Below are 26,936 nucleotides of genomic sequence, written 5' to 3'. Positions count from 1 at the left end.
CGCCCCCGCCTGCCCGCGCCACCCGCCCGAGCCCCGCTCGGGCTCTCCCGTCCGGGGCGCCGACCCGTCCGGACCCGCCCGGGGGTCAGCCGCCCAGCCGGGCGAACCGCCCCTCCAGCCGCGACAGTTGCAGCGCCGTCGCCGGGGACCGCAGCGCGTCCTGCCGCTCCCGGAAGTTCGCGTACGCCCGCCGGGCCTGGTGGATGTTCCCCGAGTCCAGCTCCAGGTGCGCCAGCTGCAGCAGCGAGACCCCGATCGTCCGGTGCTCGCCCGGCGGCCGGGCCCGCAGCGAGGCCCGCAGGTAGGACAGCGACAACTCGGTGGCCCGCAGCGAGCGGTGCACCTGCGCGGCCTGGTACAGCAGGGCCGGCTCCGGGTACCGGTGCGGGCCGCCCTCCGCGGCCGCCCGCCCCGCCCAGTGCTGCGCCCCCTCCAGGTGCTTCAGGGCCGGCCCGGACCGGCCCAGCAGCCGGGCCGCCGCCACCGCCTGCTGGGCCAGCACGAACGCCCGCACGCCCGGCGCCGCGTCCGGCGGCAGGTGCTCGGCGGCCGCGTCCGCCAGCCGGGCCGCGTACGCCTGGTGCCCGAGCGCCCCGGCCTGGGTGCTCTGGTCGCGCAGCGCCATCGCCTGGGCCGGTCCGTCCTGCGCCTCGGCCGCGAGCTGGTACGCCAGCCGGTAGTGCCGCTGGGCCTCGCCGTGCCGGTTGTCGTCGGTGTACGTCCGCCCGACCAGGCGGACCAACTGGGCGGCCGCGACCAGGAGTTCGCGGTGCCGGGGCCCGCCGGCCGGGGACTTCGCCCAGGGCAGCACGTGGTCGCGCAGGTAGCCCAGCAGCAGGCCGCGGGCGATCGCCCCGCCGTACCCGTCGTAGTGCCGGGCGCCGAACGCCGTCATCTCCCGCACCGCCTCCACCTGCCGCGCCCCCACCCGCTCCGGCCCGGCGCGGCGGGCGACCGGGACCGGCGGCGGACGGTGCGCGGAATCCGCCGCGGCCCCGGGTTTCACCGGCGGACGGGGGGAGGGCAGCATCCGGATCTGGAACAGCGGAGGCTGAAACGTTTCGTCCTGCGGCTCGTCGGAATTCGGCCAGGAATGCAGCCGGCGCAGCCCGGTCAGGGCGTCCGCCGGATCCCGCTCGGGCTCCTCCGCCAGGGAGGGGTCGGCGGGTTGCAGGCCCAGCTCGCCGCGCGAGACCGGGCGGCCCAGCCGCCGGGCGAACGCCTCCTCCAGCAACTGCGGCCCCGGCGGCCGGGGCTGGGTGCCGGACAGCCAGTGCGCCACCGTCGTCCGGTCGTAGCCCACGCTGAAGCCGCTCTCCCGCGCCACCTTCTGCAGCGCGGCCGCCAGCGCGGGGCCGTTCCACCCGGCCTCCGCCATGCAGCCGCGCAGCGCGCTGTTCGGACCACGGGTGTGCGGCATCGACAACTCCTCGCGCGGACCACTTAAGGGGTTGGCCTCAGAATAACGGGCGCCACCGACGGCGAATACCGATTTCCGCCAAGCGCCGAATGTTCAACGCGCGGGAACGGGAACCGACACTGCGCCGCGGATCTTCGTTCGGTGGCGAAGGAGTGATTCCCGGGCGCCCGGGGGGAGTTCCGGCCCCCGCGGAATACGATGACCGGACCGGAATACGATCACCCGTCCCGGCCGCCCTATTCGAACTTCTCTGCGCCACCCGCCTCCTCCAGCATCCGCCGCAGCAGGCCCTCGGTGTCCAGGAGTCGGTGCTCGCTGCCGAGCGGGACCAGGCGGTGGGTCAGCTCCAGGAAGCCGCGGACCGGTTCGGCCGGGGTGCGCAGCACCGCGGTCTGCCCGGGCGTGCTCAGCGCGATCGCCAGCAGGTCCCCGTCCGCGGCCGAGCGGCGGATCGTCACGTCCCCGACCCCGGCCCATCCCTCCAGCCCGTCCACCAGCAGCTCCCGGGCGAACAGCCAGGTGATCGGCTCCTCCAGGTCCACGTGGCAGTCCAGGTGCACGGCGTACGGGTCGGCCCGGTGGTAGCGCAGCCGGGCGGGCACCGAGACCCGCAGCCCCGGGCACGGCGAGACCATCACGTCCAGCAGCAGCACGCAGTCCGGCTCGCCGTTGCGCCGCAGCCACGCGCGCGGGGTGTTCTGCTGGCTCACCGGGCCTCCCTGGGGCGCACGACGGACGGGACGACGGACGGGACGGCGGACGGTGCGGGTGCGGGGTCGGGCGCGGGGCTGGGGCCGGGGCTGGGGTCGGCGGCCACGGGAGCCGGGGCGGCCACGGGGTTCGCGGGGTTCGCGGTCTCCGGGTCCGGTCCGGGGTCGGGCGGCGGCGGGGAGAGGTGCTCCCGCACGGCGGCCGGGTGGGCGGAGAACCGGGGCGGGGCGACCAGCCGGGACCACTCGTGGTCCCGGCGGCCGGGCACGGTACGTCCGGACTGGTGCCAGAGGGTCACCAGCCGTGCGTAGATGGGGGCTTGCTGAATCGTTTCGTCGCGGACGCCCATCGGGGCCCAGGGGTCGGCACTCACGTCCGGGGATAACGACCGAACCCGGGGGCGGTCACGGCGTTCGTCCGACCGCCGGGCCGGACGGGTGCGATCCCGCCGCCCCAACCGCCCGAACGGCCCGCGCCGACCCGTCCGACCCGTCCCACTCGTCCGACTCGTCCGGGTCGGTCGGGCCGTCCGGGTCGCTGACGGGGCGTCAGGCCCCGGCGGAGGCGGTCGTCGCGGCCAGCGCCCGGGCCCGGTCGAAGGCGCGCACCGGGTTGGGGGCGGACGCCCAGGGCTGCGCGCCGCACCACGGGCCGATCAGCCGGAACTGCTCCAACGCCAGCGCGGGCTGCCGCGACAGCAGGGCGAAGTGCGCCAGCAGGTGCCGCAGCAGCGGCACCTGGTCGTTCGGCTCCGCGACCCCGTCCAGCGCCGCCGCCACCCGGGACAGCAACTGCCGGTACCGGCGGCCGGCGGGCAGCCGGCCCGGGCCGTGCCGCGACTCCAGCTCGCTGAGCGCCTGCAGGTACAGCCCGGGCAGCGGCGACCCGGCCGGGGCCCCGTGCACCGCGCGCACCGCGAAGCGCAGCATCAGCGCGTCGCTGCCGTGCCACTTGGCGCACCAGTACTGCATCGCCTGCCAGTGCCCGCCGACGTGGTGCGGCGCCCGGGCCACCACCTGTGCCCACAGCGCCCGGAACTCGCGCCGCGGCACCCGCATCCCGCGCGCCGCGGTGATCATCACCACCCACGGCCCGGGGTCGCGCCCGTCCGACTCGGCCGCCCGGCGGGCCAGTTCGTACGCCGCGGGCAGCTGGGTGCGGAACGCGGCCATCCGCTCCGGCGCGACCTGCGCGGCGAAACCGCTGCCGCGCGCCTCCCAGGCCCGCTGCACCAGCAGCCGGGCCCTGACGGTGGCGGCCGCGCACGGTGCCGTCCCGGCCGCCTCCCAGTCGGTCAGCCACCCGTCCCGCTCGGCCGCCACCCGGGTCAGGAAGTCCAGCCGGGACCAGCGCTCGTCCCAGTCCGCGCCCGCCGCCGCCACGTACGCCTCGGCGGCCCGCCAGCCGCCCGCCAGGCAGGAGTCGGCCAGCGCCTCCAGCTCCTTGCGCCGCAGCAGCCGCATCGGCGGCCCGGCCCGCTCCGGGTCCAGCTGCGCCGAGGGCACCAGCCCGTACGCGGCCGGGTCGAACCCGGCGACCTCCGCCACCCCGGGCACCGGCCGGCCGCCGCGGCCGTCCCGCCGCCGGGTCAACAGCACGATCAGCGCGGCGAGTCCGAACACCAGAACGGGGGTCATGCCGAGAATGATCTCCCACCCCCGTCCCGTCCCGGCAGCCCGGTCCCGCCCGGTGCGCGGGCCGGTGGTCCGTGCCCGTGGGAACGCGGACCACCGTAGCTCGTGACAGCGGACGCGGACCGATCACCACCGAAGCCGGACCGCCGCTCGGACAGGGCCCGGGACCGTGGTCCACCCGGGATTCTGCACCGTGTTCGGACCGGGGCGCACCGGCGGGACCTACCGGAGCGGTTCGGTGCGTGGAAAACGGTCCACGAGCGCCACCGGCTCTGGTCGGCCGACGGGACCTGGGAGCGCCTACTCCAGCGGGTCCGGGCAGAGGCGGACACGGTCGGCGACATCGACTGGGACATCTCGGTCGACTCCACCGTCGTGCGGGCCCACCAGCACGCGGCCGGCGCCCGTACGGATCCACCGCCGGCCCTCGCGTCGAAGGGGGCCGGGCCGGGAGAACACCAGGACGAGACCCCGTGGCAGAGCCTCGCCGCCCGCCCGGTGGAGGTGGTGCGGGAGGTGAGGGCCTCGGCCGCTCGCGCGGCGGGTTCACCACCAGAGTCCACCTGAGTGCGGCCCGCCGCAGCGGCCAGCCGTTCCCGACCACGCAGCGGGCCGGACGCCAGGTCCCTGGCGGGGAGGTCGGCGGGCAGGTCGGAGATCCAGTACCGCACCGGCTTCGCCTCGTTCTCGGGCCGTCGGGCGATCAGCCGGGTGAGGGGATCGTGCCGTCAGCGGCGGGCTTGGGGCACCGTCCGGCGAGGCGGACCCTCGGCAGGACGGAGCGCGAGATCGTCGCCGCTTTGGAAGCCTTTCGCCAGGTCACGCTCCGCCCGGCACGGCGCCCGGCGGCCAGTACGTGCTCCTGCGGCGGGACCGGGCGGGTGGGGTAGCGCGGCAGCGGCCGCGGTCCCAGGCCGCCGTGGGGCGGCTGGTGCGGTTCCGCGTCCTCCTGGTGGGCGGTCGTCTCGCCCCGGGCCCGCCGAGCACAGGCCAGGTGGCGGTCTTCCAGGCCGAGGCGAAAGCCGGCGTTGGCGCCGTGGGCGGTGTCCGCGACCAGCACGGCGGGCCGCGGTCCCGTGCCGGCGAGTTCGTCGAGCTCGACTTGTGCCAGCCCTCCAGCAGCAGCGCCCGCGGATACGGTCCGCCCTTGGCCCGCCGATCGGTTCGAGCAGCCGGCGCGAGCGGAGCACCCGGGCGGGGGCGGCACGCGTGTGCGTGCCGCCCCCGCCGGTGGGTGCCGGGATTCAGTTGAGGGACAGGAAGGAGCCCGCCCCGTTGGCGTATTCGATCCAGGCGCCGGACCGGGCGTCCGCCGGGACGCCGGACCAGGCGGCGGTCAGGTCGGTCGGTACGCCGGGGGTTGCGCGGGCCCGGTCGGGTGTGACCGTGACTTTGCCGGTGACAGGGCTGTCCGCGGTGATGTGGTTCGCCTGGTAGGTGTACGGGGTGACGGTCTCGTCGTTGGCCCCGACCGCGACCAGGGACACGAGGATGGTGTCGGCCGTGGGATGCGGCACGGTGACGGTGACCTTTCCGTCGCTGTCGGGGACGGCGACCTGGACGTCCTGGAGGGCTCCGCCGACCTCGCTGCCCCAGAGGACGCCCGTGATGGTGTCCGCGGCCGCGTCGAAGCGGACCGTGATCTGCGACGCCTTGGCACCGGACGGGATCTCGGCGGCGTAGGAGATCTGCTGCGTCGTGGTCAGGGTGCCCTTGGCGGCGGGTGAGGAGACCGGTCCGTAGGCGGTGGCCGTCAAGGTGCTGGTGGCCGGGGTGACCGAGAACCTGGTCGAGCCGCTGGACCCGGAGCCCTTGATCTCGGCGGGGGCGCGGACGGTCTGCGGGGTGACGGCGATCGGGCTGCGGACGGTGATGCGGTCGGAGGTCCAGGTGAGGGACCCGGTGTCGACGCGTCCCGCGGGCGCGGTGGTGACGTCCAGGGTGACGGTGAAGGTGAGCTTCTGGCCGGGGTGGGTGAAGTGCAGGACGGACGGGCTCACGGTGGTCTTGATGCCCGGGAGGTCCACGCGGGCACGGTAGGTGCCGGGCGTGGTCGCGGTGACGGTGCGGGTGACGGTCTGCTTGCCGAAGAGGTCGCCGATGGCTATGGACGGGTAGTTGAGGTCGCTCGGGTCGATGGCCTTGACGCCGGTTCCGGTGTGCACGCCGGAGCCTTCGAGGTAGGCGAGCCAGTCCCTCTCCCCCGAGTCGTAGACGAGTCCGGGCCGCAGCATGGCCCGTGCGTCCACCTCGCCGGCGCCCTGCGCGAAGGCGTCGTCGCTGTTCTTGCCGTTCGCGGTCTTCGTCGGTGCGGCGGTGGTCATCATGGCCGACTTGATGCTCATCGGGGACCAGGCGGGGTGCTCCGTGAGGTAGAGCGCCGCCAGGCCGGCGATGTGCGGGGTGGCCATGGAGGTGCCGGAGTAGTAGTCGAAGTCGTGGCCGTTGTTGCCGTCCGGGGACACGGCCGCGAGGATCGTGGTGCCGGGCGCGGTGATGTCGGGCTTGAGCAGGTCGCCGTTGCCGACGAGCGAGGGGCCCCGCGAAGAGAAGCCGGCCACCTGCGGGTAGGCGTCGGAGGTGCCTCCCTCGGTGAGGGTGGCGGTGGCTCCGTCCGTGGCGGCATAGGCGCGGACGGGGGCCGCGTCCACGTGGTCGAGGTGGACGGCCGGCACGCTGTGCAGGTCGCCGTCCGTGCTCTCGTCGCCGGGGTTCACCAGGACGACGCCGATGCCGCCGGCCCGCCGGACCTCGGCGGACTTGTCGGAGCGGCCGTTGAAGCCCCGTTCGCAGACGACGATCTTCCCTGCCGCGCGGGCCGGGTCGAGGGAGTTCGGCATGCAGTAGTCCGCGTAGACGTCCACGGTGTCGGGGACCCGGACCGCGGAGCCCCGGGCGAGCGGGGCGGGGCCGACCCGCCGGTGCACGGTCGTGCTGATACCGGTGTAGCTCGCGCCGTTGCCGAGGGTCACCGTGCCGGTGTGCGACTTGACGGTGCCGGCGGCGACCGTGGTGGTCCAGGGCGCGGTGTTGGAGAGGCTGGACGCGCCCGGGCCGGAGTTGCCCGCGGCGGTGGCGACGAAGACTCCGGCCGCGGCGGCGTTGCGGAGCGCGACCTGCGCCGGGTCGTCGTACGCGCTCTCGAACGCGGCGCCGAGTGAGTAGTTGATGACGTCCACGCCGTCGGCGACGGCCTGGTCGATGGCGGCGACGAGGTCGCTGGTCAGGCCGCCGTCCGCCTGGCCGTCCTTGCTCTGCCAGAGGGCCTTGTAGACGGCGATGGTTGCTGCGGGGGCCACGCCGGAGACGGTGCCGAGGTCCTCGCCGCCGGCCGTGGCGCGGACGTCGGCGTTGCCGGCCGCGGTGGACGCCGTGTGGGTGCCGTGGCCCTGGCTGTCGCGCGGGGAGACGTACCCGGCCCGGTTGGACTCCGGTACGGCGTCGAACCATGCCTTGCCGAAGTAGCGGGCGCTGATGACCTTCTCGTTGCAGGCCGCGGCGGTGAAGCCGTCGCCGGTCTGGCAGGTGCCCTTGAAGGTGCCGCCGTCCGCCTTGTGCATCACGGTGGTCGCGCCCACCCGGTAGGGGCGGTGGCGGTCCGTCGTGCCGGGCTTGCGGGAGTTCAGGGCCGGGGCCTCGAAGGAGGGGTTCTCGGGCCAGATGCCCGTGTCGATGTCGCCGATGACGATGCCCTTGCCGGCTTCGGCGGTCCCGCCGAGGGCCTTCCACAGCCCGTTGCGGCCGGAGAGCCCGAGGAAGTCGGTGGAACTCCGGTCGTCGGCCGTCCGGTGGAACCGGTCGGGGGCGATGTGCACGACGCTCCCGGTGCGGGCGAGGCGCACCAGTTGGCGGGCGTCGAGCCGGGCGCTGAAGGTGTTGGTGGTGACCGCGTAGTGCTGCCGGACGGTGGCGCCGACCTCCTCGGCGACGCGGGTCTGCTGGTCCGTCAGGTGGGTGCGGTACCGCTCGGCGGCGGCCGACTCGACATCGAGCTTGCCGCCCTCGGCGGGCTTCGTGGCGGAGAGGTCGCCGACTCCGCCGTCGTAGGTGACCAGGGGCTCGTCGGCGAGGGTGACCAGGTAGGTGCCCGTGGCGGATTCGCCGGTCGGAGCCGGGGCGGCGGTGGCGGTCGTGGCGAGGGGGAGGCTGAGCGCGGCGAGGGCGGTGGTGAGCAGGGCGGCGAGGGCGGCTCGCCGGTTGCCCGACGTTCGTCGCGGCAGGAGTGACACGGACTCTCCTCATGGATTTCCACGCACGCCGGAGGGACGAGCGTGGATGCTCGTCTGCGGCGTGCGCTGGGGGTGGGAATCTCCGAACCGTCTGGCACCAAGGGGTGACTGACGGATGGTCCGGGACGAGTGAACGCCGCACGAACACCGACTGTCCAGATAATGTGATGGCCTCTTTGGCGCGGTGACCAAACGCGCCACGTGCGGGAGGACCGGTCGGCCCGCCCCGGGGCACGGGCCTTCGGCGCCGTCCGCTGGTGTGGCAAGGAGGGTTGGTCGTGCTGGAAGCCCTGGGTGTGAGCCCGTTCGACGAGAGCGTGTACCGGGCGGTGCTGTCCGGACAGCGGTGCACGGTGGCCGAGCTCGCGGAGAGCGCCGGTGCCGGCGTGCCGCGTACCGGACAGACGTTGAAGCGCCTGGCCGATCTCGGCCTCGTACGGCGGGTGGGCCGGGGCCGATGGGAAGCGGTGAGCCCCCGGTCGGCGCTCTCGGCCCTGCTGCACCGGCGTCGGTCCGAGGCGGAGGCGATGTACGGCGAAGTGGAGGCGGAGATGTCGGGCCTCCACCGCCTCTACCGGGCCAACCAGTTGAGGTCGGACCCGGAAGCCCTGGTGGAGGTGCTCTCGGACCCGGAGGCGATCGCCCGGCGGATCGACGAGGTGAACCGGTCCGTCACCACCCACCTGTGGACGCTGGACAAGCCGCCGTACCTGGACGCGGTCGGTCAGCCGCACTTCCACGAGCAGGAGAAGACGACCACCCGCGCCTGGGCGGAGCGCGGCGTGGACATCCGGGGTGTGTACTGCCTGGAGTCGATCGCTCCGCCCGGCCGGATGGAGACCGTTCTGCGGCTCGCCGCCCTCGGTGAGAAGTCGCGGCTGCTGCGTCATCTCCCTTTCAAGGCGCGGATCGTGGACCGCAGGGTGGCGATGGTGCCGCTGACCGGTGGCAGCAAGGAATCCATCTTGCTCGTGCATCCGTCGGGCCTGCTGGACGGGCTGATCGAGCTGTTCGAGGCGTACTGGGAACGCGCCGAACCCCTGCTCGCCCCTCAGGTGGAGGAGGCGGAGGAGGGGCCCAGCGAGGAGGACCTGGTGCTCGTGCGTCTGCTGCACGCCGGTTTCAAGGACCAGGCGATCGCCCGGCAGTTGGGGGTCAGCGTGCGCACGGCGACGCGGCGAGTGGCGGCTCTGATGGTCGCGTTGGACGCCGGTACGCGGTTCCAGGCGGGGGTCCGGGCGCGGGAGCGCGGCTGGATCTGAGCCCGTCCGGGGCGGTCCGGCCTGCACGGTGACCGCTGCTGGCGGACCTGGTCCGGGACCCGGCCGGCCCCAGGGTGTGGGGCCGGCCGCAGGGTGCCGGGGATGCCCGCGCACCTGTCACCTGGTCGGAGTCCGCGCCGTAGGGGTCGGCCGGCGCGGGCCTCCTGCCGGGGGGTCACCCGGACGCCACGACGATGACAGCAGGACGGTCCGCAGGCGATGGGCCGGGCATCATCACGCACATGTCGAGCGTGGTTCACTCGATCTGCAAGGGGCAGTGGAGCTTTCAGCGCGTGACTTGTGCGTGGCGCGCATGATTCGGGGAGTTGGCCGTGGACGCGATCGACCGTCATATCCTGACCATCCTCCGCAAGGACGGGCGAGCGCCCGTGTCGGAGATCGCGCGTGCCGTGGGTCTCTCGGCGGCTCCGTGCGCGCGCCGCATCGAGCGCATGGAGAGGACGGGTGTGATCCGCGGTTACACCGCGGTCATCGAGGACAGCCGGGCGGGCATGCTTCAGGCGTTCATCGAGATCCGACTGCTCGGCGCGACCGACAGCGACGAGATCCAGGGCATCTCCGAGAGCATCCCGGAGATCGAGGAGAGCCACAGCATCGCCGGCACCTCCGACGCCCTGCTCAGGCTCCGGGTCCGGGACGTGAAGCATCTTCAGCAGGTGATCAACGCCGTGCGCCGGACCGGCAAGGTGGAGGGCACCAGGACCTTCATCATCATGAACACCTGGACGCGGGTGGCCGAGCAAGCGGGCACCCCGTAGCCGCGAAACGGCATCACGCCCGAGGCCCGGAGGCCGTCCGCCCGTCGGCGGCAGGCACGTTCAGTCGGACAGGGTCCCGGACCCGCTCCGGGCCCGGTGACGGCAGGTCGTCCGGGCGGGTCTTTGGAACGGAGGCGGTAGTAGGGCAGGGCAATGCCGTGGTCAATCACGAGCCGGGAGTACGCACCTGATGATCGACCGGACAGCTCCTGGCCAAAAGTGATCGTGAGAGTGCCGTTCAGGTCGGTCACGCCGGTGGTGGAGCAAACGGTCAGCTGCGTTTCCGGGATCAACGCCACGCGCTCAGCGGCATCGCCCGCTTCGAGTGCACCACCGCAGCTTCCGTCCCGCTCCGGCCGGATACCGGTGCTCTTTTCCAGCAGACCGCTCGGAGTGCGCTGGTCCGATAATTCCCTGGTGGGACCAGTGGCGCTCTGGAACTGCATGCCGGTTCGGGAATCAGGGGATGAAGGCCATCTCGGTCGGGTCCAAGGCGCTGTGCGCCTCCTTCAGGGTGGCGCCCCAGATGTAGCCGGTGGGCCCTCCCGGGACGACGGTCTCGATGAACTCCGAGTGTGCCTTGAGGAACGTCCGGGAATTGTTGTTGTAGATGCTGATCGCTTCGGTGGCCTGCTCCCACTTCTGGAGGAGGGGGCGGCGCAGCGGTCGTACTGCACGTTCTTGATCTGGAAGGTACCGGTGGGGAGCGGGTTCGCTCACGCTGCGGGTGCCACGACCGAGGTCCCGGTGAGAGTGGCGGTGGCAGCGAGAACGGACAGGGCGCGAGCAGGGATCCCGGAACACCTCGTTCGTCGTTCTTTCGGTTTTCCGGCCCGATGGATCACCGGTTCGGGAAGGTGCAGGGCTGATATGCGACCATCTCAAGGGCCAGGAAAGTACTGGACAATTCCAGGGGTTCGCCACCCTGAAAAAATTGGCCGTACCCGCGTCGAACGAGACCGCCATGAAACCGCCGGCTCACGGGCCGACAGTCAGCTCCGGGGGCCGGATCCCGTTCTTGACGGCACTCAATAATGAACACCTCCCGCAGTGGAACGTTCGCCCGGCGGCCCCGACGGCCGCTTCGAGCGATGGAAGCCACGGGACGGCAGGCCACTGACCGCCGCCACCGCTCCTCCGGATCTCGGAACCCGCAGGGACGAGGCGCGTTCGCCGTCGGCAAGCGCAGTCGGACACCGCGACCGGTGGTTCCTGCCCCGGGTCCTGACCGGCGGCGGCCCGACTCCGCTGTCACTGACGACCGCCGGTCCGACTTCGGTGACAATCGATCTGGGATCGGTGGCACGGCACGCACCGGTGGGGAACGGGCGCCGCCGGTCAGGGCGCGGGGTGCGAGGGGCAGCCCCGGAGCGGGCCGATCGCGTCGTTGACCCGGCCGCTGATCGACTTCAGCTGCCCGTACTGGGCCTTGGTCAGCGGGTCGAAGAGCAGGCGGCGGACCTCGGCGACGTGGCCGGGGGCGGCGGCCTCGACCTTCGCCATGCCCTCGTCGGTGAGCACCGCCAGGGTGTAGCGGCCGTCCTCCGGGTCGGGGGTCCGGTGCAGCCAGCCCCGGCCCTCCAGGCGCTTGGCGGTGTGCGAGAGCCGGGAGAGCGAGCAGGCGGCGAACTCGGCCAGCACGCTCATCCGCAGGGTGCGTCCGGGGGTCATGGAGAGCCCGGAGAGGACCTGGTACTCGAAGTGCGAGAGGCCCGCGTCGCGCTGCAGCTGGGTGTCGAGGGCGGCCGGGAAGCGCATGAGCAGGGTGACCATGGCCAGCCAGGTCTCCTCCTCCGCGGAATCCAGCCAGCGGGGTTCGTCGGTGCTCATGGCTGCCATGGTACGTGGGCGTCCCGGGGGCGGAGCCGGGTCCGACGTGAAGCTTCAACCGGGATTTCCCGTCGGTTGACTTGACTCTTCAACTCGGAGCCGCCTACCTTCTCGTTGAACATTCAAGTCAACACGTAGAGAAGCGCCTGATGAACATCACCCTGTGGATCGTCGCCACCGTCCTGGCCCTCGCCTTCCTGGCCTCCGGCCTGATGAAGCTCGGCCAGCCCCGGGAGAAGCTGGTCGCCTCCGGCATGGGCTGGGCCGAGGACGTCGCCCCCGGCGCGATCAAGGCGCTCGGCGCCACCCAGGTGCTCGGCGCGCTCGGCCTGGTCCTCCCCGCCGTCACCGGCATCGCCACCGTCCTGGTCCCCTGCGCCGCCACCGGCCTGGGCGTCACCATGGTCGGCGCCGCGATCGTCCACCTGCGCCGCGGCGAGGCCAAGTCCCTCCCGGTCAACCTCGTCCTGCTGGCCCTGGCCGCCCTGGTCGCCTGGGGCCGCTTCGGGCCCTACGCGTTCTGAGCCACCCGCCCCGGGGCCCCGGGCGCGCCCGCTCACATGTGGTGCTCGGGGTCGCCGCCGGGGGCGCCGGTGCTGTAGCCGTACGGGGCGGGGTCCTCCCGGACGACGGTCTCCCGGAGGGCCCGGCCGCCGAGCAGGGCGGTGCGGGCGGCGAACTCCGGTGCCAGCAGCCGCATCGCCCGGCGCCCGTGCAGGGCGACCAGCAGGCCCCGCTCCTCCAAGGCCCCGGCCCCGGATTCGACTTCGGCTCCGGAGCCGGTCGGGAGCGGGTGGCGGCGGCGCAGGGCGCGCAGCAGGCGGTGCCCGGCCAGGGTGCGCGCCGGGGCGGCCAGGACGGCGAGCGCGAGCACCGCCGACGGCAGGCCCGCCACGAGGTTCCCCCGCACCGCGACGGCCACGGCCGTGCCGCAGGCCGCCAGCGCCGCCACGACGGCCGCCGCCAGCCGGGCCCGGCCGCAGCGCAGGCCGCGGGCGGTCAGGTCGGCGAGCAGTTCGTCCCCGGCCCGCCGCGCGGTCGGAGTGCGGGCGGCGTCGGCCAGCGCCAGCTCCCGGCCGAACGCGGCCCACAGCGCCCGGTGCAGGGGTGTCAGGCCGCGCCCGGGGCCGCTGTGCACCAGCCGCCGCATCCGCCCGAACCGTCCGACCCCGACCGTTCCCGCCAGGTGCAGTTCCACCGCGGCCACCGCCGGCGCGGCCGCTCTCCCACCCCGCAGACCCGCGACCCCGACCGCCGTCAGCCCCTCCGGCCGCCCCCGGACGGGCAGCCAGCGCAGCAACCCCGCGACGACGAGCGCGGCCGCCGCGCACAGCACACCGATCGATCCCATGCCGTTCCCCCCGCCGACGGACTGCGGGCCACCGGCCCGCCCCGTGCCCGCCGCACGCCCCCGGTATAGCGCGTGCCGCTACGTTCTGTCACTGCCTCCGGGACCCGTCCAATGGGCTGCGGGCCGTGGGCGTCCTCCTCTGACAGGACACGAACTCCGACGGGACCGGGTGACCCGCGCCGTCGAGAACGGACCCCCGCCGGAGGAGGTCCCGTCCTCGCAGCGCGCGTTCACCAGCACTTCGCCCCCCGGCAGCTCTTCTCCGCGTGGTGGACCTGGTCGTCGTCCTCGCCGAACCCCGGGCCGCCGCCACCGGCTGGGCCCCGTAAGCGGGTTGAGCCCCCAGAGCGGGACGCGCCGGACGGTCGGAAAAGCGCTCGCGTCCGGCTCCGGGGTCGGGCACCCTCGTCGCTCGTGACCGACACCGAAGGCACCGGCTGGTCCTACTCCCCGCCCGGCACCCTGCTCGGCGCGCTCGAACGCGGCCGCGGGCTGGGGTGGGCGTACGCCATGGCCGACCGCGAGGCCGGGGTCGCGGCGGTGCTCGACTGCCTGCGGCGGGACACCCGGTGGGACTGGGGCGTTGACGAGCGCGGTGACTACCACGCCTATCTGATCAGGGAGTTGGGCGTTCCGATCGATCCGCTGCTGGAACTGCTCGACGGCCCCGGCGAGGAAGGCTCCGAGCGGGCCCGGGAGGCGCTGGCCCCACTCGCCCTGCTGGGTTCGGAGTCGGCTCGGGAGGCGCTGCGCCGCCACGTGCGGGAGGGCGAGTGGTGGCAGGAGACGCTGTCCTTCCTGGCGGACAACTGGCCGGCCCACTGGTGGGAGGACCTGGGGCCGGACGCGGTGCGCCGTCTCGGCGGAGAGCGGCCCGCGCACTGGAGGTCCGAACCCTGGCTCAGCTGGCGGGAGTTGCTGCCCGCCCGGGAGGCCGCGCCGCCGGCCCGGCGGGAGCTGCGGATCACGCCCCGCACCGACCGGCTGCTCGCCGCGCTGGCCGATCCGGACACCCCGTACCGCGAGCGCGACGAAGCCGTGCGGATCCTGGCCGAGCGCCCCGCCGTCCCGGTCGAACTGCTGACGCTGGTACCGGAGTTGACGACCGACGGGCGCGACGGCTTCGGGGTGCGGGGGCTGGGCGGCGTGGGCCGCGCGGTGCGGCGACTCGGTCCGCTCGCGGTCGGCCCGGCCCGGGAGTGGGCCGTCGACGGCCGCCACTGGTTGCAGTGGCTCGGGGTGCGGGTGCTCGCCGAGTACGGCGGTGTCGGTGATGTTCCGCGACTGGTGGCCGAGTTGGCGAACCAGTGGGAGGAGCGCACGTGGTGCGGGCCGAAGACCGTGGCCGACGGCCTGGCCCGGTTCGGCCCGGTCGCGGCGGAGGCCGCCCCGCTGCTGCGCCGGTTCTGGCAGCTCACTCCGCACAGTTACGAACGCCCGTCCTACCTCAAGGCGTTGCACGCGATCGACCCGGGCGCGGCGGCTCCGCTGTTGGGCGAGTCGCTCTGGGACTGCGAGCGGGACGCCCGGCTGTACGCCGTCCGGCACGTCCCCCTGGACGGCCGACTGGCCGTCCGGCTGGCCGAGTTGCGTGACAGCCCGGGGGAGTACGACGAGTTGCGGGAGGTCGCGGCCGGGCGGCTGGGCTGAGGGCGGGGACGCCGGAGGCAGCCGCGGCTGGGGCCGCGGCTGCCTCGGGTGGGGGTCGGCGGGTCAGAACCGGGTGCTGAGGGTGACGCCGGAGAAGTCGGTGACCGCGTACAGGCTCAGGTAGCGGTAGCCGGCCGTGGGGTTGGTGACCGTGAGGGTCTGGGCGGTGCCCTGGAGGGTGGAGGAGGCGGTGAAGGCGCTCGGCGAGGCCCAGGTGTCCTCGTTGTAGTACAGGTGCGCGGTGCCGGTGCCGCCGTTGGCGGTGACCTTCAGGGTGCTGGTGCCGGCGGGCAGGTAGACGTACAGGTAGGCGAGGTTGCCGGCGGTGGCGGCGAGGCCGGTGCGCTGGCAGTTCTGGCCCATCGCGTCGGTGCGCTGGTCGGTGCAGGTCGGCAGGGCGGTGCTGCCGCCGTCGACGGTGGTGGTGACCGAGGCCGGGGTGGCGGTGGTGCGGCCGCCCGCGTCGGTGACGGTCAGCGCGACGGTGTAGGTGCCGGCCTTGGCGTAGGTGTGCGCGGGGTTGCGCTCGTCGGAGGAGCCGCCGTCGCCGAAGGTCCAGTGCCAACCGGTGATCTGCGCCGGGGAGTCGGTGACCACCGAGCGGTCGGTCAGGGTGACGGTGGCGCCGCTGACGGACTGGTCGAACAGCGCGGTCGGGCCGGTGGCGAAGCAGGCGCCGTTCGCACACCGGGTCAGCCAGGCGTCGAAGTCGGCGTCGTAGGAGGTGCCGAGGCCGTTGTAGACCGCGTACCCGCCCTGGTAGTCGCCGGTGCGGAAGTGGCCGAGCATGGTGTGGACGTCGGCCGGGTGCTTCTCGAACATGTAGCGGACGGCCAGGTAGCCCCACGGGTAGACCCGGGTGGAGTCCGAGTTGTCGTACGTGTTCTGGAAGAGCGTCGACAGCTGGTAGGTGTGCTTGGCCGCCTCGGCCATCGCCTGGGTGTCGGTGACGCCCCGGTAGGCGTACGACTGGTACTCGGCGACGCCCTCGATCCACCAGATGTCCGGGACGGAGATCTCGGCGGCGAAGTCGCCCTTCATGTCGTAGACGTTGTCGAGGTAGTGGGTGTACTCGTGGTTGAGGTTCCACACGTTGCCCGCGAAGTCGTCGTTCCACGACTTCTGGTACATCACGCACACCGGCTGGTTGTTCGGGTCGGTGACGTCCATGACGGTCTGGCCGCCGTTGTCGGTGGAGTTGCCATAGATCGCCCACGAGTAGGTCTGGTAGTCGGCGGCGCTGGCGAACACCGGCATGACGACCGTCCTGCCGTACTGGTTCGGCACCGGGCCGTCGTCCTTGACCAGGTTGTGGAAGTAGGCGTCCTCGCCGCGCAGGCTGTCGCACACCGGCTGCAGCTGGGCGACCGTCAGGGCCTGGGCGCGCAGCGTCTTGTTGTCGCAGACCAGGACGTTGGGCAGGACGGCGTCGGCCAGCTTGGTCGGCAGGTCGCAGGTGCCGTAGTACGAGCACTGGCCCTTGTCGTAGGTGTTGGCGTTGAACGCCACGTGCACGTACAGCGGGCCGGAGCTGCCGAGGATCCGGGTGGTGTCCAGCAGTTGCTTGATCAGCGGCTTGGCGGCGGTCTCCACGGCGGTGGACGTCCCGGCCATCCGGGCGATGTCGTTGCCCGCGTTGACGTCCAGGAAGGAGTTCGACGTGCCCAGCAGGTCGCGGTGGTCGAGCGCGAAGTTGCCGAGCGTGGTCACCAGGCTGGTGTCGGCGCCGATCGCGTTGACGAAGTCGGTGTTCCAGTTGCCGCGCCACAGCGGGGCGAACAGCACCGAGTTGACGGCGTTGACCATCTTCGGCGTCGCGTTGTAGCCGTTGTCGTAGCCGTTCAGCACCTGCTGGTAGACGTTCAGGTACCCGGCCTGGATGTTGGCGCTGTCGGTCAGCACCAGCACGTCGTACAGCACCGTGCCGTTGGCGTCGGTGACGTCCTTCCAGCGGGTGCCCGCGAAGAAGGCGTCCAGGCCGGCCCGGGTGGCGTTGGTCAGGGTGGCGCCGTAGCCGCCCACCTGGGACGGGTAGTAGGACTGCACGTAGTAGCCGGCCCGGAGGAACTGCACCAGCTGCAGGATGCCGGAGCCGTTGGTGCCGTCGTAGGCCGCCGCCAGGTCCTTGAAGGCGTTCGCGACGGTGACCATGTCGGCCTGCTTGAAGATCGCGCCCGCGTCGGTGCCGGTCACGTTGTACAGCGAGTTGACGCAGGTGTTCGTCGAGGACTTGACGAAGTTCACCAGGTCCGCGCCGGAGCGGCTGCCGAAGTCGGCGTAGGTGCAGCTCTGCGCGGCGGCGGCCTGCGCGCCGGCGGCACCGGCCACCGGGCCGGGGGCGCCGTTCGGCTTGGCGACCGGGTTGCCGGCGGCGTTCTGTCCGGCCTTCTGACCGGCGTCCTGTCCGGCGTTCTGTCCGGCCTTCTGCCGGGCCGGGCGCGGGGTGGTCTGGACGGCCGTGCCCTTCGGCTGTCCCATCTGGACCTGGCCCAGCAGGGCGGGCGGCAGCGGGGCGGCCACCGGGGTCAGGGTGTCGGGGGCGGCCTCGACGATCGGGCCGAGCGGCTTGGGGACGGCACCGCCGGGGGCCTCGGGCGCCGCGGCGGAGGCGGGGGCGGCGGCCGCCGGACCGGCCGCCTGCGCCGACTGCCCGCCGGTGGCGGCCGCGGCCGAGGTCACCGGCAGCAGGGTGGCCGCGACGGTACAGCCGGCCAGCAGACCGGCCGCCAGGGTGGGGAGGGGTATCCGCAGACGCACTGCATCTCCTGGGGGAGGGAGCTCACTGAGCATCAGATGGGGGAGGTTGACGCGTGAGCATCCTGGCACCGGAGGCCGAGTCAGAACAATGTCACAGGTCATATGACATCGAGCGGACGCGGCATAACACGCCCGGGAAGACCTTGGGGGAGGAGGCTGGCACGGGGACGGGGGCGGGGCGGTCGGACGGCTCAGGTGCGCGGCGGCCGGAACGTCCGCCCGGCCCAGCTGTGCAGGTGGGGGGCCTCGGCGGCGAGCTCCCGGTACGCGGCGGCGGCCGCCCCGAACAGCGTGTCCGCCAGGCCCGGGCCGATCGTGGCGCGCCGCCACAGCAGCACGTGCCGCAGCCACAGCGGCGCCCCCAGCAGCGGCTTGACCGCGACGCCCGGCACCGGCGCGGTGCTGCCCGGCACCAGGGCCGCGCCCAGCCCGGCGGCCACCAGGTCGAGCACCTCCCGCTGCCCGCACGGCAGTTCGCGCACCCCGGCCGGGGCGAACGCGGCCGCCTCGCAGGCCGCCCGGAACAGCGCGGGCCAGGGCGCGCCGTCGGTGGTGGGCAGCAGCCAGGTCTCGCCGCCCAGGTCGGCCGGCGCGGGTTCGGCGTGGTGGCGCAGCGGGTGTCCGGCGGGCAGTGCGACGAACACCGGCTCGGTGGCGACGGCGCGCGCCGCCAGGGCGGGGGTCGCGCGCAGCCCCGAGCCGGGGTGGTCGAGCAGCAGTGCCAGGTCGAAGGGCGCCCCGGCGTCCGGCTGCGAGGTCGGAGCCGGGGCCGGGTCTTGGGTCAGGGCCGGGTCTTGGGTCGGGGTCGGGCTCGGGGTCGGGGTCGGGCTCGGGGGCGGTGCGGGGCTCCGGTGCGGGGCCAGGGCGAAGCGCAGTTCCGGTCTGAGCTGTCGGACCCGGGACAGGGTGCCGGGGAGCAGGACCGGGCAGTCGGCGGCCAGTCGCAGTTCGCGGTGCGGGCGCTCGCCGTCCGGCACGGCGGCCTGACCCAGCCGGTCGACCCGGGAGAGCACCTCGCGGGCGGCTGCCAGCACCTCGGCGCCGAAGGTGGTGGGCACCACGCCGGCCGCCGTCCGGTCGAACACCACCGCGCCCAAGTAGTGTTCGATGCGCCGCAGTTGGGTGCTGGTCGCGGGCTGGGAGGCGCCGATCGCGGCTGCCGCCCGCCCCACGCTGCCACTGTCGGCGATCGCACAGAGCACCCGCAGGTGCCGCAGTTCGAGATCCACGGCCGGCCCTCCTCGCGTGCGGGCGGCCCCGCCTCGGCGGTGGCATCGGTCTATGCAATGTCACACGCAACATGTCAGATGGTTTCGCTCACCTTCGCTTCCCGGCAGTGCCGCGTCAAGTCCCCGGACGGTGGGAAATGCCTGGACGGCGGACCCGCCGCCGTCCAGGGGGCGGTCAGGCGGACGGTGCACGGACCGTTCCGGCGGCGGCGGCGGCGGAGGCGGTGGCGGTAGCGGTGGCCGAGGCGGTGGCAGTCGCGGAACCGAGGTCGGGCGGGTCCGGCAGCGGGTGGCGCTGGTACCACTCGGTGCCCGCCATCCGGGCCCGGTCCGCCGGGGACGCGGCCGCCAGCCGTCCGGGCAGCGCGCCGCGCTCCACCTCCGAGCGGTGCGCGAACACCGCCGCCAGCTTGCGCTCCAGCCACGGCGAGACGTCCAGCGCCTCCGCGTCCCCGTCCGGCACCGTGAGCGCCGCCCGCCCCGGCCGCAGCAGCAGCGGGGCCAGCTCCCGGGCCGCCCCGGCCGGGTGGGTCGCCAGCAGCAGCCGCCGCACCCGGACCGGCTCGCCCAGCTCCGGGTGGTAGTCCGGCCGGGCGGCGGCGTGCACCGCGCGCACCGTCAGCTCGTGGGTCCGCCGGTGGTCCGGGTGCCCGGTCATCCCGCCGTGCGCGTCGTGGGTCACCACCCAGTGCGGCCGGAAGGCGCGCAGCTCGGCGACCAGCCGCCGTACCGCCTGTTCCACCGGCGCGTCCAGCAGCCGGGCCGCACCGGGCGCGGACTCCGGCACCTTCGCGTCCGCGTACCCCAGCAACCGGGGCGCCCCGGCTCCCAACTCGGCCAGCGCCCGCGCCAGTTCGGGCACCCGGTGGGTCCCCTCCGCCCAGGTCGCGGTCACCACGGCGGTCCGCGCCCCGGCCTCCGCGTGCCGGGCCAGCAGCCCGCCCGCCGCCAGCGACTCGTCGTCCGGGTGCGCGAACACGCCCAGTACGTCCGGCAGTTCCATTGCGCCTCCACCACTTCCGCGTACGGTTCCGTGAACTCCCCGCCACGCTATGCCTCGTGGCGGGTTCTACGGCCGGGGCGGCGGGGCGGTCAGTGGTCTGACGCAGGTCACCCAGCGGTTGGCGGCCAGGGCGTCGTGGGGTTCGGCGCGGAGGGTGCCGGGGAAGTGGTCGAAGGGCGTGCGGACGGTGCAGGTCCAGCCGAGGGAGGTCAGGGCGGCGGCGCTGTCCGGGCGGGGGCCGGGGGCGAACAGGGCCAGCAGGTCGATGCCGAGGCGTTCGCGGGCCGCCGCGTACACGGGCGCGGCCCGGACCGCGGGGGATTCCGGGGCGGCCTTGACCTCGTACGCGAGGGTGCTGCCCGGGGCGCTCAGGCCGTCCAGGGCCGCGGTGACGGCGAGTTCGCCCGCCGCCGGAAGGTACAGGAACAGGCCCTCGGCGAGCCAGGCCACCGGCTGGGACGGGTCGAGTCCGGCGGTGGTCAGCGCGCCCGTCCAGTCCTCCCGCAGGTCGACCGGGACGGTGTGGCGGTGGGCGCGCGGGGCGGCGCCGAGCCCGTCCAGGACCTGCTGCTTGAAGCGGAGCACGCCGGGGCGGTCGAGCTCCCACACGGTGGTGCCGGTCGGCCAGGGCAGCCGGTGGGCCCGGGTGTCCAGGCCGGCGCCGAGCAGGACCACCTGCCGGGTGCCGGCCGCCGTCACGGCGAGCAGGTGGTCGTCCAACACCCTTGTCCGCAGGGCGAAGTAGGTGGCGAGCCGCCCCCACAGCGGGTCGTCGGGGGAGACCTGCTCCGGGTCGAGGGGCCAGTCGGCGCAGCCCGGCGAGGCGCGGACGAAGTGCTCGGCGAACGGGTCGACGGCCAGCGCCCCGCTGCGCCGGGCCTCCAGCGCGCGGGCGTTGGCGACCAGCAGGGCGGTCCGGCCGACGCCCGCCTCCACCCCGGGGGTGTCGAGGGCGGTCACCGCTGCCCCGCCGTGCTCTCGTCCCCGTCGAACACCGCTTCGGTGAACGGGAGTTGGTCGAGTTCGGTGATCCGGGCGCCGTACACCCGGGACATGAAGCGCAGGATGTCGGCGTCGGCCAGGTGCAGTGCGGTGGTGCAGTCGCGCAGCACGGTGAGGTGGAACCCGCGCTGGAAGGCGGTGCGGGCGGTGGAGTCCACGCAGACGTCGGTGAACAGGCCCGCCAGGACGAGGTGGTGGATGCCGCGACGGCGCAGGTGGGGTTCGAGGTCCGGGTCCTGGAAGGCGTCGAAGCAGGCGCGTTTGGTGAACACCGCCTCGTCCGGCCGGGGTCGGACGCCGTGGAACTCGGCGCCCCAACTGCCCTCCAGGCACTTGGGGCGCTTGCCGAGCCGGGCGTCCCGGCGCCGCCAGGCCGGGCCCTGGTGGGCGTGGTCGCCGAGGAAGCGGACGAACAGCACCTCGACCTCCGCCGCCCGGGCCAGTTCCACCGCCCGGACGCTGTTGGCGGTGGCCCGGGCGAGCAGGGCCGGGTCGCCGGGGAAGCGCGCGGCCGCGACCTCGCCCGCGCAGAAGTCGTTCTGCAGGTCGACCAGGAGCAGAGCCGTGCCGGCGGCGCTCACCGGGAGGCCGCCGAGGCGCGTCCGGCCCGGTCCTGGCCCGGCACGGACGCTCCGGCGAGGGCGGCGAGCACGGCGTCCACCACCTCGGTGGTGGACGCCGTCCCGCCGAGGTCGGGGGTGCGGACGCCGCGGGCCTGCGCGGTGGCGATCGCGGCCTCGACGGCCGCCTCCGCACCTGGGCAGTCGGCGTGCCGCTCGGCGATCCGGGCGGCGGCCCGGATCGTGGCGACCGGGTTGACCAGGTCGCGTCCGGCCAGGTCGTCGGCCGAGCCGTGCACGGTCTGGTACTCGGTCAGTCCGGCCAGCGCCGGGTGCAGGTGGACGTTCTCGGCGCAGCGGTTCTCCTGCCGCTCCGAGCCGTACCGGTCGAGCAGGACGACGTGCATGATGTCCGCCCACTCGTTCCCGGCGACCAGCAGCGTGCGGTCCTCCGGGCCGTGCGCGATCAGGTTGCGGTTGACCGTGTCCGGCTGGAACGGGGCGACGTCCAGGCCGAGTTCGGCGGACAGGTCCGCCGTCCAGCCGTCCAGCACCCCGTCCAGCAGGTGGTACTTGTAGGCGAGCAGCACCCGGGCCGGGCCCTCGGGCCACGACTCCCGGGCCCGGCGCACCGCGTAGCGCACCACCTGCTCGGTGACGGCCCGGCTGAACTCCATGGTGCGCACCACCCGGTCGCCGGTGTGCCGGTTCTCGCCGGTGTAGAAGCCCTGCGCCTGGTCGCGGACCAGCAGCAGCCGGGCCGTCCCGGCGGTGAGGGACTCGACCTTGACGGAGGCCAGCCGCTGCCGCACCAGGTACAGCGACTGGGCGTTGATCGCGGTCCGGAACACCGCCCGCGCCCCCGCGGCCGCCTGCTCGCGGCAGAACCACTCGTAGTGCGCGGCGTCCTGCTCGGTCATCGCGGCGAACTCCGCGGTACCGGCGGCCTCGGCCCGCAGCGACACGTACGAGTGGTAGGTCCGCGGTGACCGTTCCACCCGGACCCGGGTGCCGTGCAGTCCGGTGACCCGGTCGAGCACCCGCTCGAAGACGGGGGCGAGGTCGGGGCCGGTGCCGCGGCCGACGGCGAGGGCGATGAGGGGAGCGGTCACTGCGGTACTCCTTGGACGCGGTGCGGTGCGGTGCGGTGCGGTGCGGTGCGGTGCGGTGCGGTGCGTGGGGGGTGGGGGGTGCGGTGCGTGGGGGGACGTGGGGGCGTGGCGTGGGGGTGCGGCGCGGCGCGTGGCGGTGCGACGCGGCGCGCCGCGGGCGGTGAGTGCGGTGGTGCCGCGGGGGTCAGGCCGGCTGCGGGAGCAGGCGGTCGCCGGGGATGCCGGACTTCTCGGGCGAGTAGTAGTCGCGGATGCCCTGGGCCCACACGGCGACGGTGATCCGGTCCTCGGCGTCCGGGCCGAAGGCGTCGAACAGGGCTTCGGAGTTGGCCGGTCGGAAGCCGATCGCGGTCATCAGGGCGAGGAACCGGCCCCGCCCGATCAGGCCGTCCCCGTCCGGATCGCCGAGCGCGGCGAGCGCGTCGGCGAACTGGGACGCGGTGGCGCCGAACAGCTTCGGGTTCAGCACGAAGCCGTTGAACTCCTCGGGGCTGATCACCCCGTCGCCGTTGGTGTCCAAGGTCTCGGACAGCACCCGCCAGTAGTCGTCCAGGCTGTCGGCGAGCGCCTGCCGGTCGGCGGCGGGCGAGTCGGCGGCGACCTCCAGCACCCGTTCGGTCATCAGTTTGAAGTCGTCGGGGTCGAGCACCCCGTTGCCGTTGGCGTCGAACAGGGTGAACACCAGCGCGGCCCGCTGATCGGCCTCGTGTCCCATGAGACGGTCGTCCCTCCACTCGCGGCGGCCCGGCTCGGTGCGCGCGGGCCCGTCCGGGACCACTCTGCTGACGGACGGGCCCCGAGGGCCGGGAATCCGGTGGTGCGTCACTCGCGGGAGTGACGGAGGGGCACGGGTGGGCACCTGGTGCGGCCGAGGCGCGGCGCGGGCCCGGTGGGGGCGGCGGGGTTCAGCGTGCGGGGCAGGTGCAGAGCGGGGCGAAGGCGCGGGTGACGGCGGTGGCGAGGTCGGCCGCGACGGTGGCGGGCGGGTCGCCGGCCAGGACGCGGCGGCGCAGTTCGCGCAGGGCGGCGCGGTGCAGCCCGGTGAGGGCGCCGGCCAGCAGGGGGGCGCCGGGGGAGGGCGGCAGGGCGGCGGCGAGGGCGGCTTCGGCGCGTTCGCCGATCTCGCGTTCGCGGGCGCGCAGGGCGGGGCTGGCCTCGACGGTGCGGAAGAAGTCGGCGGCGCCGGGGGCGAGGCCGATCGCCGGGTCGGCGCGGCGCAGGGCGGCGCACAGGTCGTCGCGGACGGCCGCGGCGGGGCAGCAGGCGGTGGGCGGGAGCGGGTCGACCAGGGCGGCGAGGTGCCGTTCGACCTCGTCCTGCCGGTCGTAGAACAGGTCCTCCTTGGTCGGGAAGTAGTTGAACACCGTGTTGGTGGAGACGCCCGCGTGCCGGGCGACCTCGGCGACGGTGACCCGGTCGAAGCCGTGCTCCAGGAACAGCGGGAGCGCGGCGTCCGCGATGGCGGTGCGGGTCTGCTGCTTCTTGGTCTCGCGAAGGCCCATCCGCCCATCGTACGGAATGGTAGGGTCACTAAAAAATTGGTGTCACACCAAGATTTTCCCCGAGACCTTCCACGGACCACGAGGAGAGCGAAATGGCCCACCCGCAGCGGCAGTTCACCTTCGGCATCTACCCGGGCGGACTGCTCGGCGACGAGCACGGCCTGCTGCACCCCGTCCGCCCCGACGACCCGGCGCGGATCGCCGAGGCGCTCGACCTGCTGCAGGGCGCCGAGCCCCGCTTCCGGGTGCGGGTCTACCGCTCCTTCGCCGCCACCGTCCCCGCGCCGCCGCAGACCCCCGACGGCTGGGAGGCGTACCTGGGACGGCCCGGGCGGCGGATCGACCTGGTGCTCCAGTTCCGCGAACCCACCGGCTCGTTGGCGGGCTGGGCCGCGTACGTGCGGGGCCAGGTGCGCGAACTCGGCGGCCGGCTCGGCTCGGTGCAGGTCTGCGAGGAGCCCAACGCCGACCTGCCGGTGCTGGACGGCAGCGTCCCGAACGTGCTGGCGGCGCTGGTGGCCGGGGTGGTCGCCGCCAAGGACGAGGTGCGCGCGCTCGGCCTGGACGCCACCGTCGGCTTCAACGCCGTCCCCAGCCCCGACCCGGGCGCCGCCTTCTGGCCCGAACTGGGCCGGCTCGCCGACGACCGCTTCCTGGACGCGCTCGACTACGTCGGCCTGGACTGCTTCCCGGACGTCTTCCGGCCCGTCCCCGCCGAACGGCTCGCCGAGGCTACCGGCTGGCTGCTGGACACCTTCCGGCACACCGACCTGCCGAAGGCGGGCATCCCCGCCGGCGTCCCGATCCGGATCTGCGAGAACGGCTGGCCGACCGGCCCCGGCCGCTCCGAGGAGGCCCAGGCGCGGGTCCTGGAGACGGTGGTCCGCACCGTCGCCGACCGGGCCGGGAGCCTCGGCATCGACGGCTACGCGCTGTTCGCGCTGCGCGACGCGGACAGCGCCGGGACGGGCCTGTTCCCGCACTTCGGGCTGCTGCGCGACGACCACACGCCCAAGCCCGCGTTCGACACCTACCGTCGCCTGATCGCCGAGCTCGGCCCCGTCCTCGACCGCGACCGCCGGGCGGACGGCCTCAACTCCCCTGCCCGGTAGCCGAGTTCGGTGCAAAGTGATGTTGGTCACGCCCGCCGGTCGGCCATCCGTGAGCTGACGGGGCGTCAACTCGCCTGGTGGGGAAGGCCGGCGGCCGGGCGGGCCCCGCCCGGTGTGGCCACCGTCACGTCCGCCGGTCCGGGCCGGGGCGAACCACCGCTGGTCAGCGGGGGGACCGGCCCCGGGGCGGGGCGGCGGCGCTGGCTAGCATGGGGGCGCGACCAAGCTCGGCCAACCCTCAAATCGGCCTGCCCTCAGCTCGGCCTACCCTCGAAAGTTGAATTGTGACTGTCAACGACGACGTGTTCACGGACTGGAAGAACCGCGAGGAACTCGCGGAGACGATGATCCCGATCATCGGGCGGCTGCACCGCGAGCGGGACGTCACCATCCTGCTGCACAGCCGTTCCCTGGTGAACAAGTCGGTGGTCAGCATCCTGAAGACGCACCGCTTCGCCCGCCAGATCGCCGGCGAGGAACTCTCGATCACCGAGACCTTCCCCTTCCTCCAGGCCCTCGCCGCCCTCGACCTCGGCCCGTCCCAGATCGACCTCGGCCTGCTCGCCGAGGCCCACCGCGCCGACGACCGGGGCCTGTCCCCGGCGGAGTTCACCGCCGAAGCGGTGGCGGGCGCGACCGGCGCCAACAAGCTGGAGCGCCAGGCCCCGCGCGACGTGGTCCTCTACGGCTTCGGCCGGATCGGCCGCCTGCTCGCCCGCCTGCTGGTCGAGAAGGCCGGCGGCCTGCGGCTGCGCGCCATCGTGGTCCGCAACGGCGGCGGCGACGACCTGGTCAAGCGCGCCTCGCTGCTGCGCCGCGACTCCATCCACGGCCAGTTCCAGGGCACCATCACCGTGGACGAGGCGACCGGCACCATCGTCGCCAACGGCAACGCGATCCAGGTCATCTACTCCGACGACCCCGGCGAGGTGGACTACACCGCCTACGGGATCGACGACGCCATCCTGATCGACAACACCGGCCGCTGGCGCGACCGCGAGGGCCTCTCCAAGCACCTGCGCCCCGGCATCGCCAAGGTCGTGCTGACCGCCCCCGGCAAGGGCGACGTCCCGAACATCGTGCACGGCGTCAACCACGACACCGTCAAGCCGGACGAGCGGATCATCTCCTGCGCGTCCTGCACCACCAACGCGATCGTGCCGCCGCTGAAGGCGATGAACGACGCGTACGGCGTGCTGCGCGGCCACGTGGAGACCGTCCACTCGTTCACCAACGACCAGAACCTGCTGGACAACTACCACAAGGCCGACCGCCGGGGCCGCTCCGCGCCGCTCAACATGGTCATCACCGAGACCGGCGCCGCCTCCGCCGTCGCCAAGGCGCTCCCGGAACTCCAGGCGAAGATCACCGGCAGCTCGATCCGCGTCCCGGTGCCGGACGTCTCGATCGCCATCCTCAACCTCCAGCTGGCGCGGGAGACCACCCGCGAGGAGGTCCTGGAGCACCTGCGGGACGTCTCGCTGACCTCCCCGCTGAAGCGGCAGATCGACTTCATCGACTCGCCCGACGCGGTCTCCAGCGACTTCATCGGCTCCCGGCACGCCTCGATCGTGGACGCGGGCGCGACCAAGGTCGAGGGCGACAACGCGATCCTCTACCTCTGGTACGACAACGAGTTCGGCTACTCCTGCCAGGTCGTCCGGGTCGTCCAGCACGTCTCCGGCGTCGAGTACCCGACCTTCCCGGCCGCGACGCGCTGACGCGGCGGGCCCGGTGCGGTTCCGCGGGCCCCGGCCGGTCGGCCGGGGCCCGCGCCCTTTCCCGGCGCCGCC

Annotated in this window: 23 protein-coding genes and 1 pseudogene; 7 read left to right on the top strand and 17 right to left on the bottom strand. The window is 74.0% G+C overall.

Going from position 1 to position 26,936, the window contains the following annotated elements; all coding sequences use genetic code 11:
• Positions 1–85: 85 nt before the first annotated feature.
• From ABD345_RS18385 to ABD345_RS18370, 4 genes are all read right to left on the bottom strand, one after another.
• Complete coding sequence (locus ABD345_RS18385) at positions 86–1,420, bottom strand: NsdA family TPR-like regulatory protein (RefSeq protein WP_344553335.1); 1,335 nt, start codon at positions 1,418–1,420, stop codon at positions 86–88.
• A 236-nt stretch (positions 1,421–1,656) separates the two neighbouring features.
• Complete coding sequence (locus tag ABD345_RS18380) at positions 1,657–2,130, bottom strand: SsgA family sporulation/cell division regulator (protein ID WP_344553334.1); 474 nt, start codon at positions 2,128–2,130, stop codon at positions 1,657–1,659.
• Entirely contained in the window at positions 2,127–2,429 is a 303-nt protein-coding gene (locus ABD345_RS18375; protein ID WP_344553333.1) for a hypothetical protein, read from the bottom strand. The genes ABD345_RS18380 and ABD345_RS18375 overlap by 4 nt, the downstream gene beginning before the upstream one ends.
• A gap of 250 nt (positions 2,430–2,679) precedes the next feature.
• A complete protein-coding gene (locus ABD345_RS18370; protein ID WP_344553332.1) occupies positions 2,680–3,768 on the bottom strand; it encodes a hypothetical protein in 1,089 nt (362 codons plus the stop codon).
• A 177-nt stretch (positions 3,769–3,945) separates the two neighbouring features.
• Here ABD345_RS18370 and ABD345_RS18365 point away from each other — a divergent pair.
• Positions 3,946–4,180 (top strand): annotated as a pseudogene (locus ABD345_RS18365) (transposase); the annotation flags it as partial.
• Between the two features lie 288 nt (positions 4,181–4,468).
• Here ABD345_RS18365 and ABD345_RS40305 read toward each other — a convergent pair.
• Together ABD345_RS40305 and ABD345_RS18360 are read right to left on the bottom strand one after the other, a co-directional pair.
• The gene (locus tag ABD345_RS40305; RefSeq protein WP_380275144.1) at positions 4,469–4,972 is read right to left on the bottom strand and encodes a transposase; all 504 of its coding nucleotides are present in this window, start codon (positions 4,970–4,972) and stop codon (positions 4,469–4,471) included.
• A 37-nt stretch (positions 4,973–5,009) separates the two neighbouring features.
• Positions 5,010–7,994, bottom strand: coding sequence for a S8 family serine peptidase (locus ABD345_RS18360; RefSeq protein WP_344553331.1), 2,985 nt, complete (start codon positions 7,992–7,994; stop codon positions 5,010–5,012).
• Positions 7,995–8,272: 278 nt separating this feature from the next.
• Here ABD345_RS18360 and ABD345_RS18355 point away from each other — a divergent pair, with 278 nt between their 5' ends.
• Positions 8,273–9,256 carry a helix-turn-helix domain-containing protein gene (locus ABD345_RS18355; protein ID WP_344553330.1) on the top strand — a complete coding sequence of 328 codons (984 nt, stop codon included), beginning with the start codon at positions 8,273–8,275 and terminating at the stop codon, positions 9,254–9,256.
• A 332-nt stretch (positions 9,257–9,588) separates the two neighbouring features.
• Positions 9,589–10,035, top strand: coding sequence for an Lrp/AsnC family transcriptional regulator (locus ABD345_RS18350; protein ID WP_344553329.1), 447 nt, complete (start codon positions 9,589–9,591; stop codon positions 10,033–10,035).
• A 459-nt stretch (positions 10,036–10,494) separates the two neighbouring features.
• On the opposite strand, the gene ABD345_RS18345 is transcribed toward ABD345_RS18350, so the two are convergent.
• Together ABD345_RS18345 and ABD345_RS18340 are read right to left on the bottom strand one after the other, a co-directional pair.
• Complete coding sequence (locus ABD345_RS18345; RefSeq protein WP_344553327.1) at positions 10,495–10,755, bottom strand: hypothetical protein; 261 nt, start codon at positions 10,753–10,755, stop codon at positions 10,495–10,497.
• A gap of 618 nt (positions 10,756–11,373) precedes the next feature.
• Complete coding sequence (locus ABD345_RS18340; protein WP_344553326.1) at positions 11,374–11,865, bottom strand: MarR family winged helix-turn-helix transcriptional regulator; 492 nt, start codon at positions 11,863–11,865, stop codon at positions 11,374–11,376.
• Positions 11,866–12,014: 149 nt separating this feature from the next.
• On the opposite strand from ABD345_RS18340, the gene ABD345_RS18335 reads away from it, so the two are divergent.
• A complete protein-coding gene (locus ABD345_RS18335; protein ID WP_344553325.1) occupies positions 12,015–12,389 on the top strand; it encodes a DoxX family protein in 375 nt (124 codons plus the stop codon).
• A gap of 32 nt (positions 12,390–12,421) precedes the next feature.
• On the opposite strand, the gene ABD345_RS18330 is transcribed toward ABD345_RS18335, so the two are convergent.
• Entirely contained in the window at positions 12,422–13,216 is a 795-nt protein-coding gene (locus ABD345_RS18330; RefSeq protein WP_344553324.1) for a hypothetical protein, read from the bottom strand.
• Between the two features lie 414 nt (positions 13,217–13,630).
• Here ABD345_RS18330 and ABD345_RS18325 point away from each other — a divergent pair, with 414 nt between their 5' ends.
• Entirely contained in the window at positions 13,631–14,866 is a 1,236-nt protein-coding gene (locus tag ABD345_RS18325) for a hypothetical protein (RefSeq protein WP_344553323.1), read from the top strand.
• A gap of 63 nt (positions 14,867–14,929) precedes the next feature.
• Here the strand turns inward: ABD345_RS18325 and ABD345_RS18320 are convergent, their stop codons facing one another.
• From ABD345_RS18320 to ABD345_RS18285, 8 genes are all read right to left on the bottom strand, one after another.
• Positions 14,930–17,623, bottom strand: a complete 2,694-nt coding sequence (locus ABD345_RS18320) for a collagenase (RefSeq protein ID WP_344553322.1) — start codon at positions 17,621–17,623, stop codon at positions 14,930–14,932.
• Between the two features lie 191 nt (positions 17,624–17,814).
• The gene (locus ABD345_RS18315) at positions 17,815–18,852 is read right to left on the bottom strand and encodes a LysR family transcriptional regulator (protein WP_344553321.1); all 1,038 of its coding nucleotides are present in this window, start codon (positions 18,850–18,852) and stop codon (positions 17,815–17,817) included.
• A 175-nt stretch (positions 18,853–19,027) separates the two neighbouring features.
• Positions 19,028–19,855 carry a PIG-L deacetylase family protein gene (locus tag ABD345_RS18310; RefSeq protein ID WP_344553320.1) on the bottom strand — a complete coding sequence of 276 codons (828 nt, stop codon included), beginning with the start codon at positions 19,853–19,855 and terminating at the stop codon, positions 19,028–19,030.
• Between the two features lie 66 nt (positions 19,856–19,921).
• Positions 19,922–20,815, bottom strand: a complete 894-nt coding sequence (locus ABD345_RS18305; protein WP_344553319.1) for an SAM-dependent methyltransferase — start codon at positions 20,813–20,815, stop codon at positions 19,922–19,924.
• On the bottom strand, positions 20,812–21,438 hold the full coding sequence (locus ABD345_RS18300) for a cysteine hydrolase family protein (RefSeq protein ID WP_344553318.1): 627 nt from the start codon (positions 21,436–21,438) through the stop codon (positions 20,812–20,814). The genes ABD345_RS18305 and ABD345_RS18300 overlap by 4 nt, the downstream gene beginning before the upstream one ends.
• The gene (locus ABD345_RS18295) at positions 21,435–22,529 is read right to left on the bottom strand and encodes an isocitrate/isopropylmalate family dehydrogenase (RefSeq protein WP_344553317.1); all 1,095 of its coding nucleotides are present in this window, start codon (positions 22,527–22,529) and stop codon (positions 21,435–21,437) included. The genes ABD345_RS18300 and ABD345_RS18295 overlap by 4 nt, the downstream gene beginning before the upstream one ends.
• A 184-nt stretch (positions 22,530–22,713) precedes the next feature.
• Positions 22,714–23,244: an EF-hand domain-containing protein gene (locus ABD345_RS18290; RefSeq protein WP_344553316.1), complete on the bottom strand. Its 531-nt coding sequence runs from the start codon at positions 23,242–23,244 to the stop codon at positions 22,714–22,716.
• 190 nt (positions 23,245–23,434) lie between these two features.
• Positions 23,435–24,031: a TetR/AcrR family transcriptional regulator gene (locus tag ABD345_RS18285; RefSeq protein WP_344553315.1), complete on the bottom strand. Its 597-nt coding sequence runs from the start codon at positions 24,029–24,031 to the stop codon at positions 23,435–23,437.
• Between the two features lie 92 nt (positions 24,032–24,123).
• Between ABD345_RS18285 and ABD345_RS18280 the strand changes: the two genes are divergently transcribed.
• Together ABD345_RS18280 and ABD345_RS18275 are read left to right on the top strand one after the other, a co-directional pair.
• Complete coding sequence (locus tag ABD345_RS18280; protein WP_344553314.1) at positions 24,124–25,143, top strand: glycoside hydrolase 5 family protein; 1,020 nt, start codon at positions 24,124–24,126, stop codon at positions 25,141–25,143.
• A gap of 284 nt (positions 25,144–25,427) precedes the next feature.
• On the top strand, positions 25,428–26,864 hold the full coding sequence (locus ABD345_RS18275; protein ID WP_344553313.1) for a glyceraldehyde-3-phosphate dehydrogenase: 1,437 nt from the start codon (positions 25,428–25,430) through the stop codon (positions 26,862–26,864).
• Positions 26,865–26,936 lie beyond the last annotated feature (72 nt).

This window comes from Kitasatospora saccharophila, assembly GCF_039529925.1.
GTDB lineage: Bacteria > Actinomycetota > Actinomycetes > Streptomycetales > Streptomycetaceae > Kitasatospora > Kitasatospora saccharophila.
Note: the sequence above shows the minus strand (reverse complement) of the source record. Positions and strands in the feature narration are given on the sequence as shown.

Coding starts and splice junctions, on each gene's coding strand:
- ABD345_RS18330 (WP_344553324.1), bottom strand. CDS start 13,216: ATGGGATCGATCGGTGTGCTGTGCGCGGCGGCCGCGCTCGTCGTCGCG.
- ABD345_RS18340 (WP_344553326.1), bottom strand. CDS start 11,865: ATGAGCACCGACGAACCCCGCTGGCTGGATTCCGCGGAGGAGGAGACC.
- ABD345_RS18370 (WP_344553332.1), bottom strand. CDS start 3,768: ATGACCCCCGTTCTGGTGTTCGGACTCGCCGCGCTGATCGTGCTGTTG.
- ABD345_RS18290 (WP_344553316.1), bottom strand. CDS start 23,244: ATGGGACACGAGGCCGATCAGCGGGCCGCGCTGGTGTTCACCCTGTTC.
- ABD345_RS18335 (WP_344553325.1), top strand. CDS start 12,015: ATGAACATCACCCTGTGGATCGTCGCCACCGTCCTGGCCCTCGCCTTC.
- ABD345_RS18310 (WP_344553320.1), bottom strand. CDS start 19,855: ATGGAACTGCCGGACGTACTGGGCGTGTTCGCGCACCCGGACGACGAG.
- ABD345_RS18285 (WP_344553315.1), bottom strand. CDS start 24,031: ATGGGCCTTCGCGAGACCAAGAAGCAGCAGACCCGCACCGCCATCGCG.
- ABD345_RS18385 (WP_344553335.1), bottom strand. CDS start 1,420: ATGCCGCACACCCGTGGTCCGAACAGCGCGCTGCGCGGCTGCATGGCG.
- ABD345_RS18280 (WP_344553314.1), top strand. CDS start 24,124: ATGGCCCACCCGCAGCGGCAGTTCACCTTCGGCATCTACCCGGGCGGA.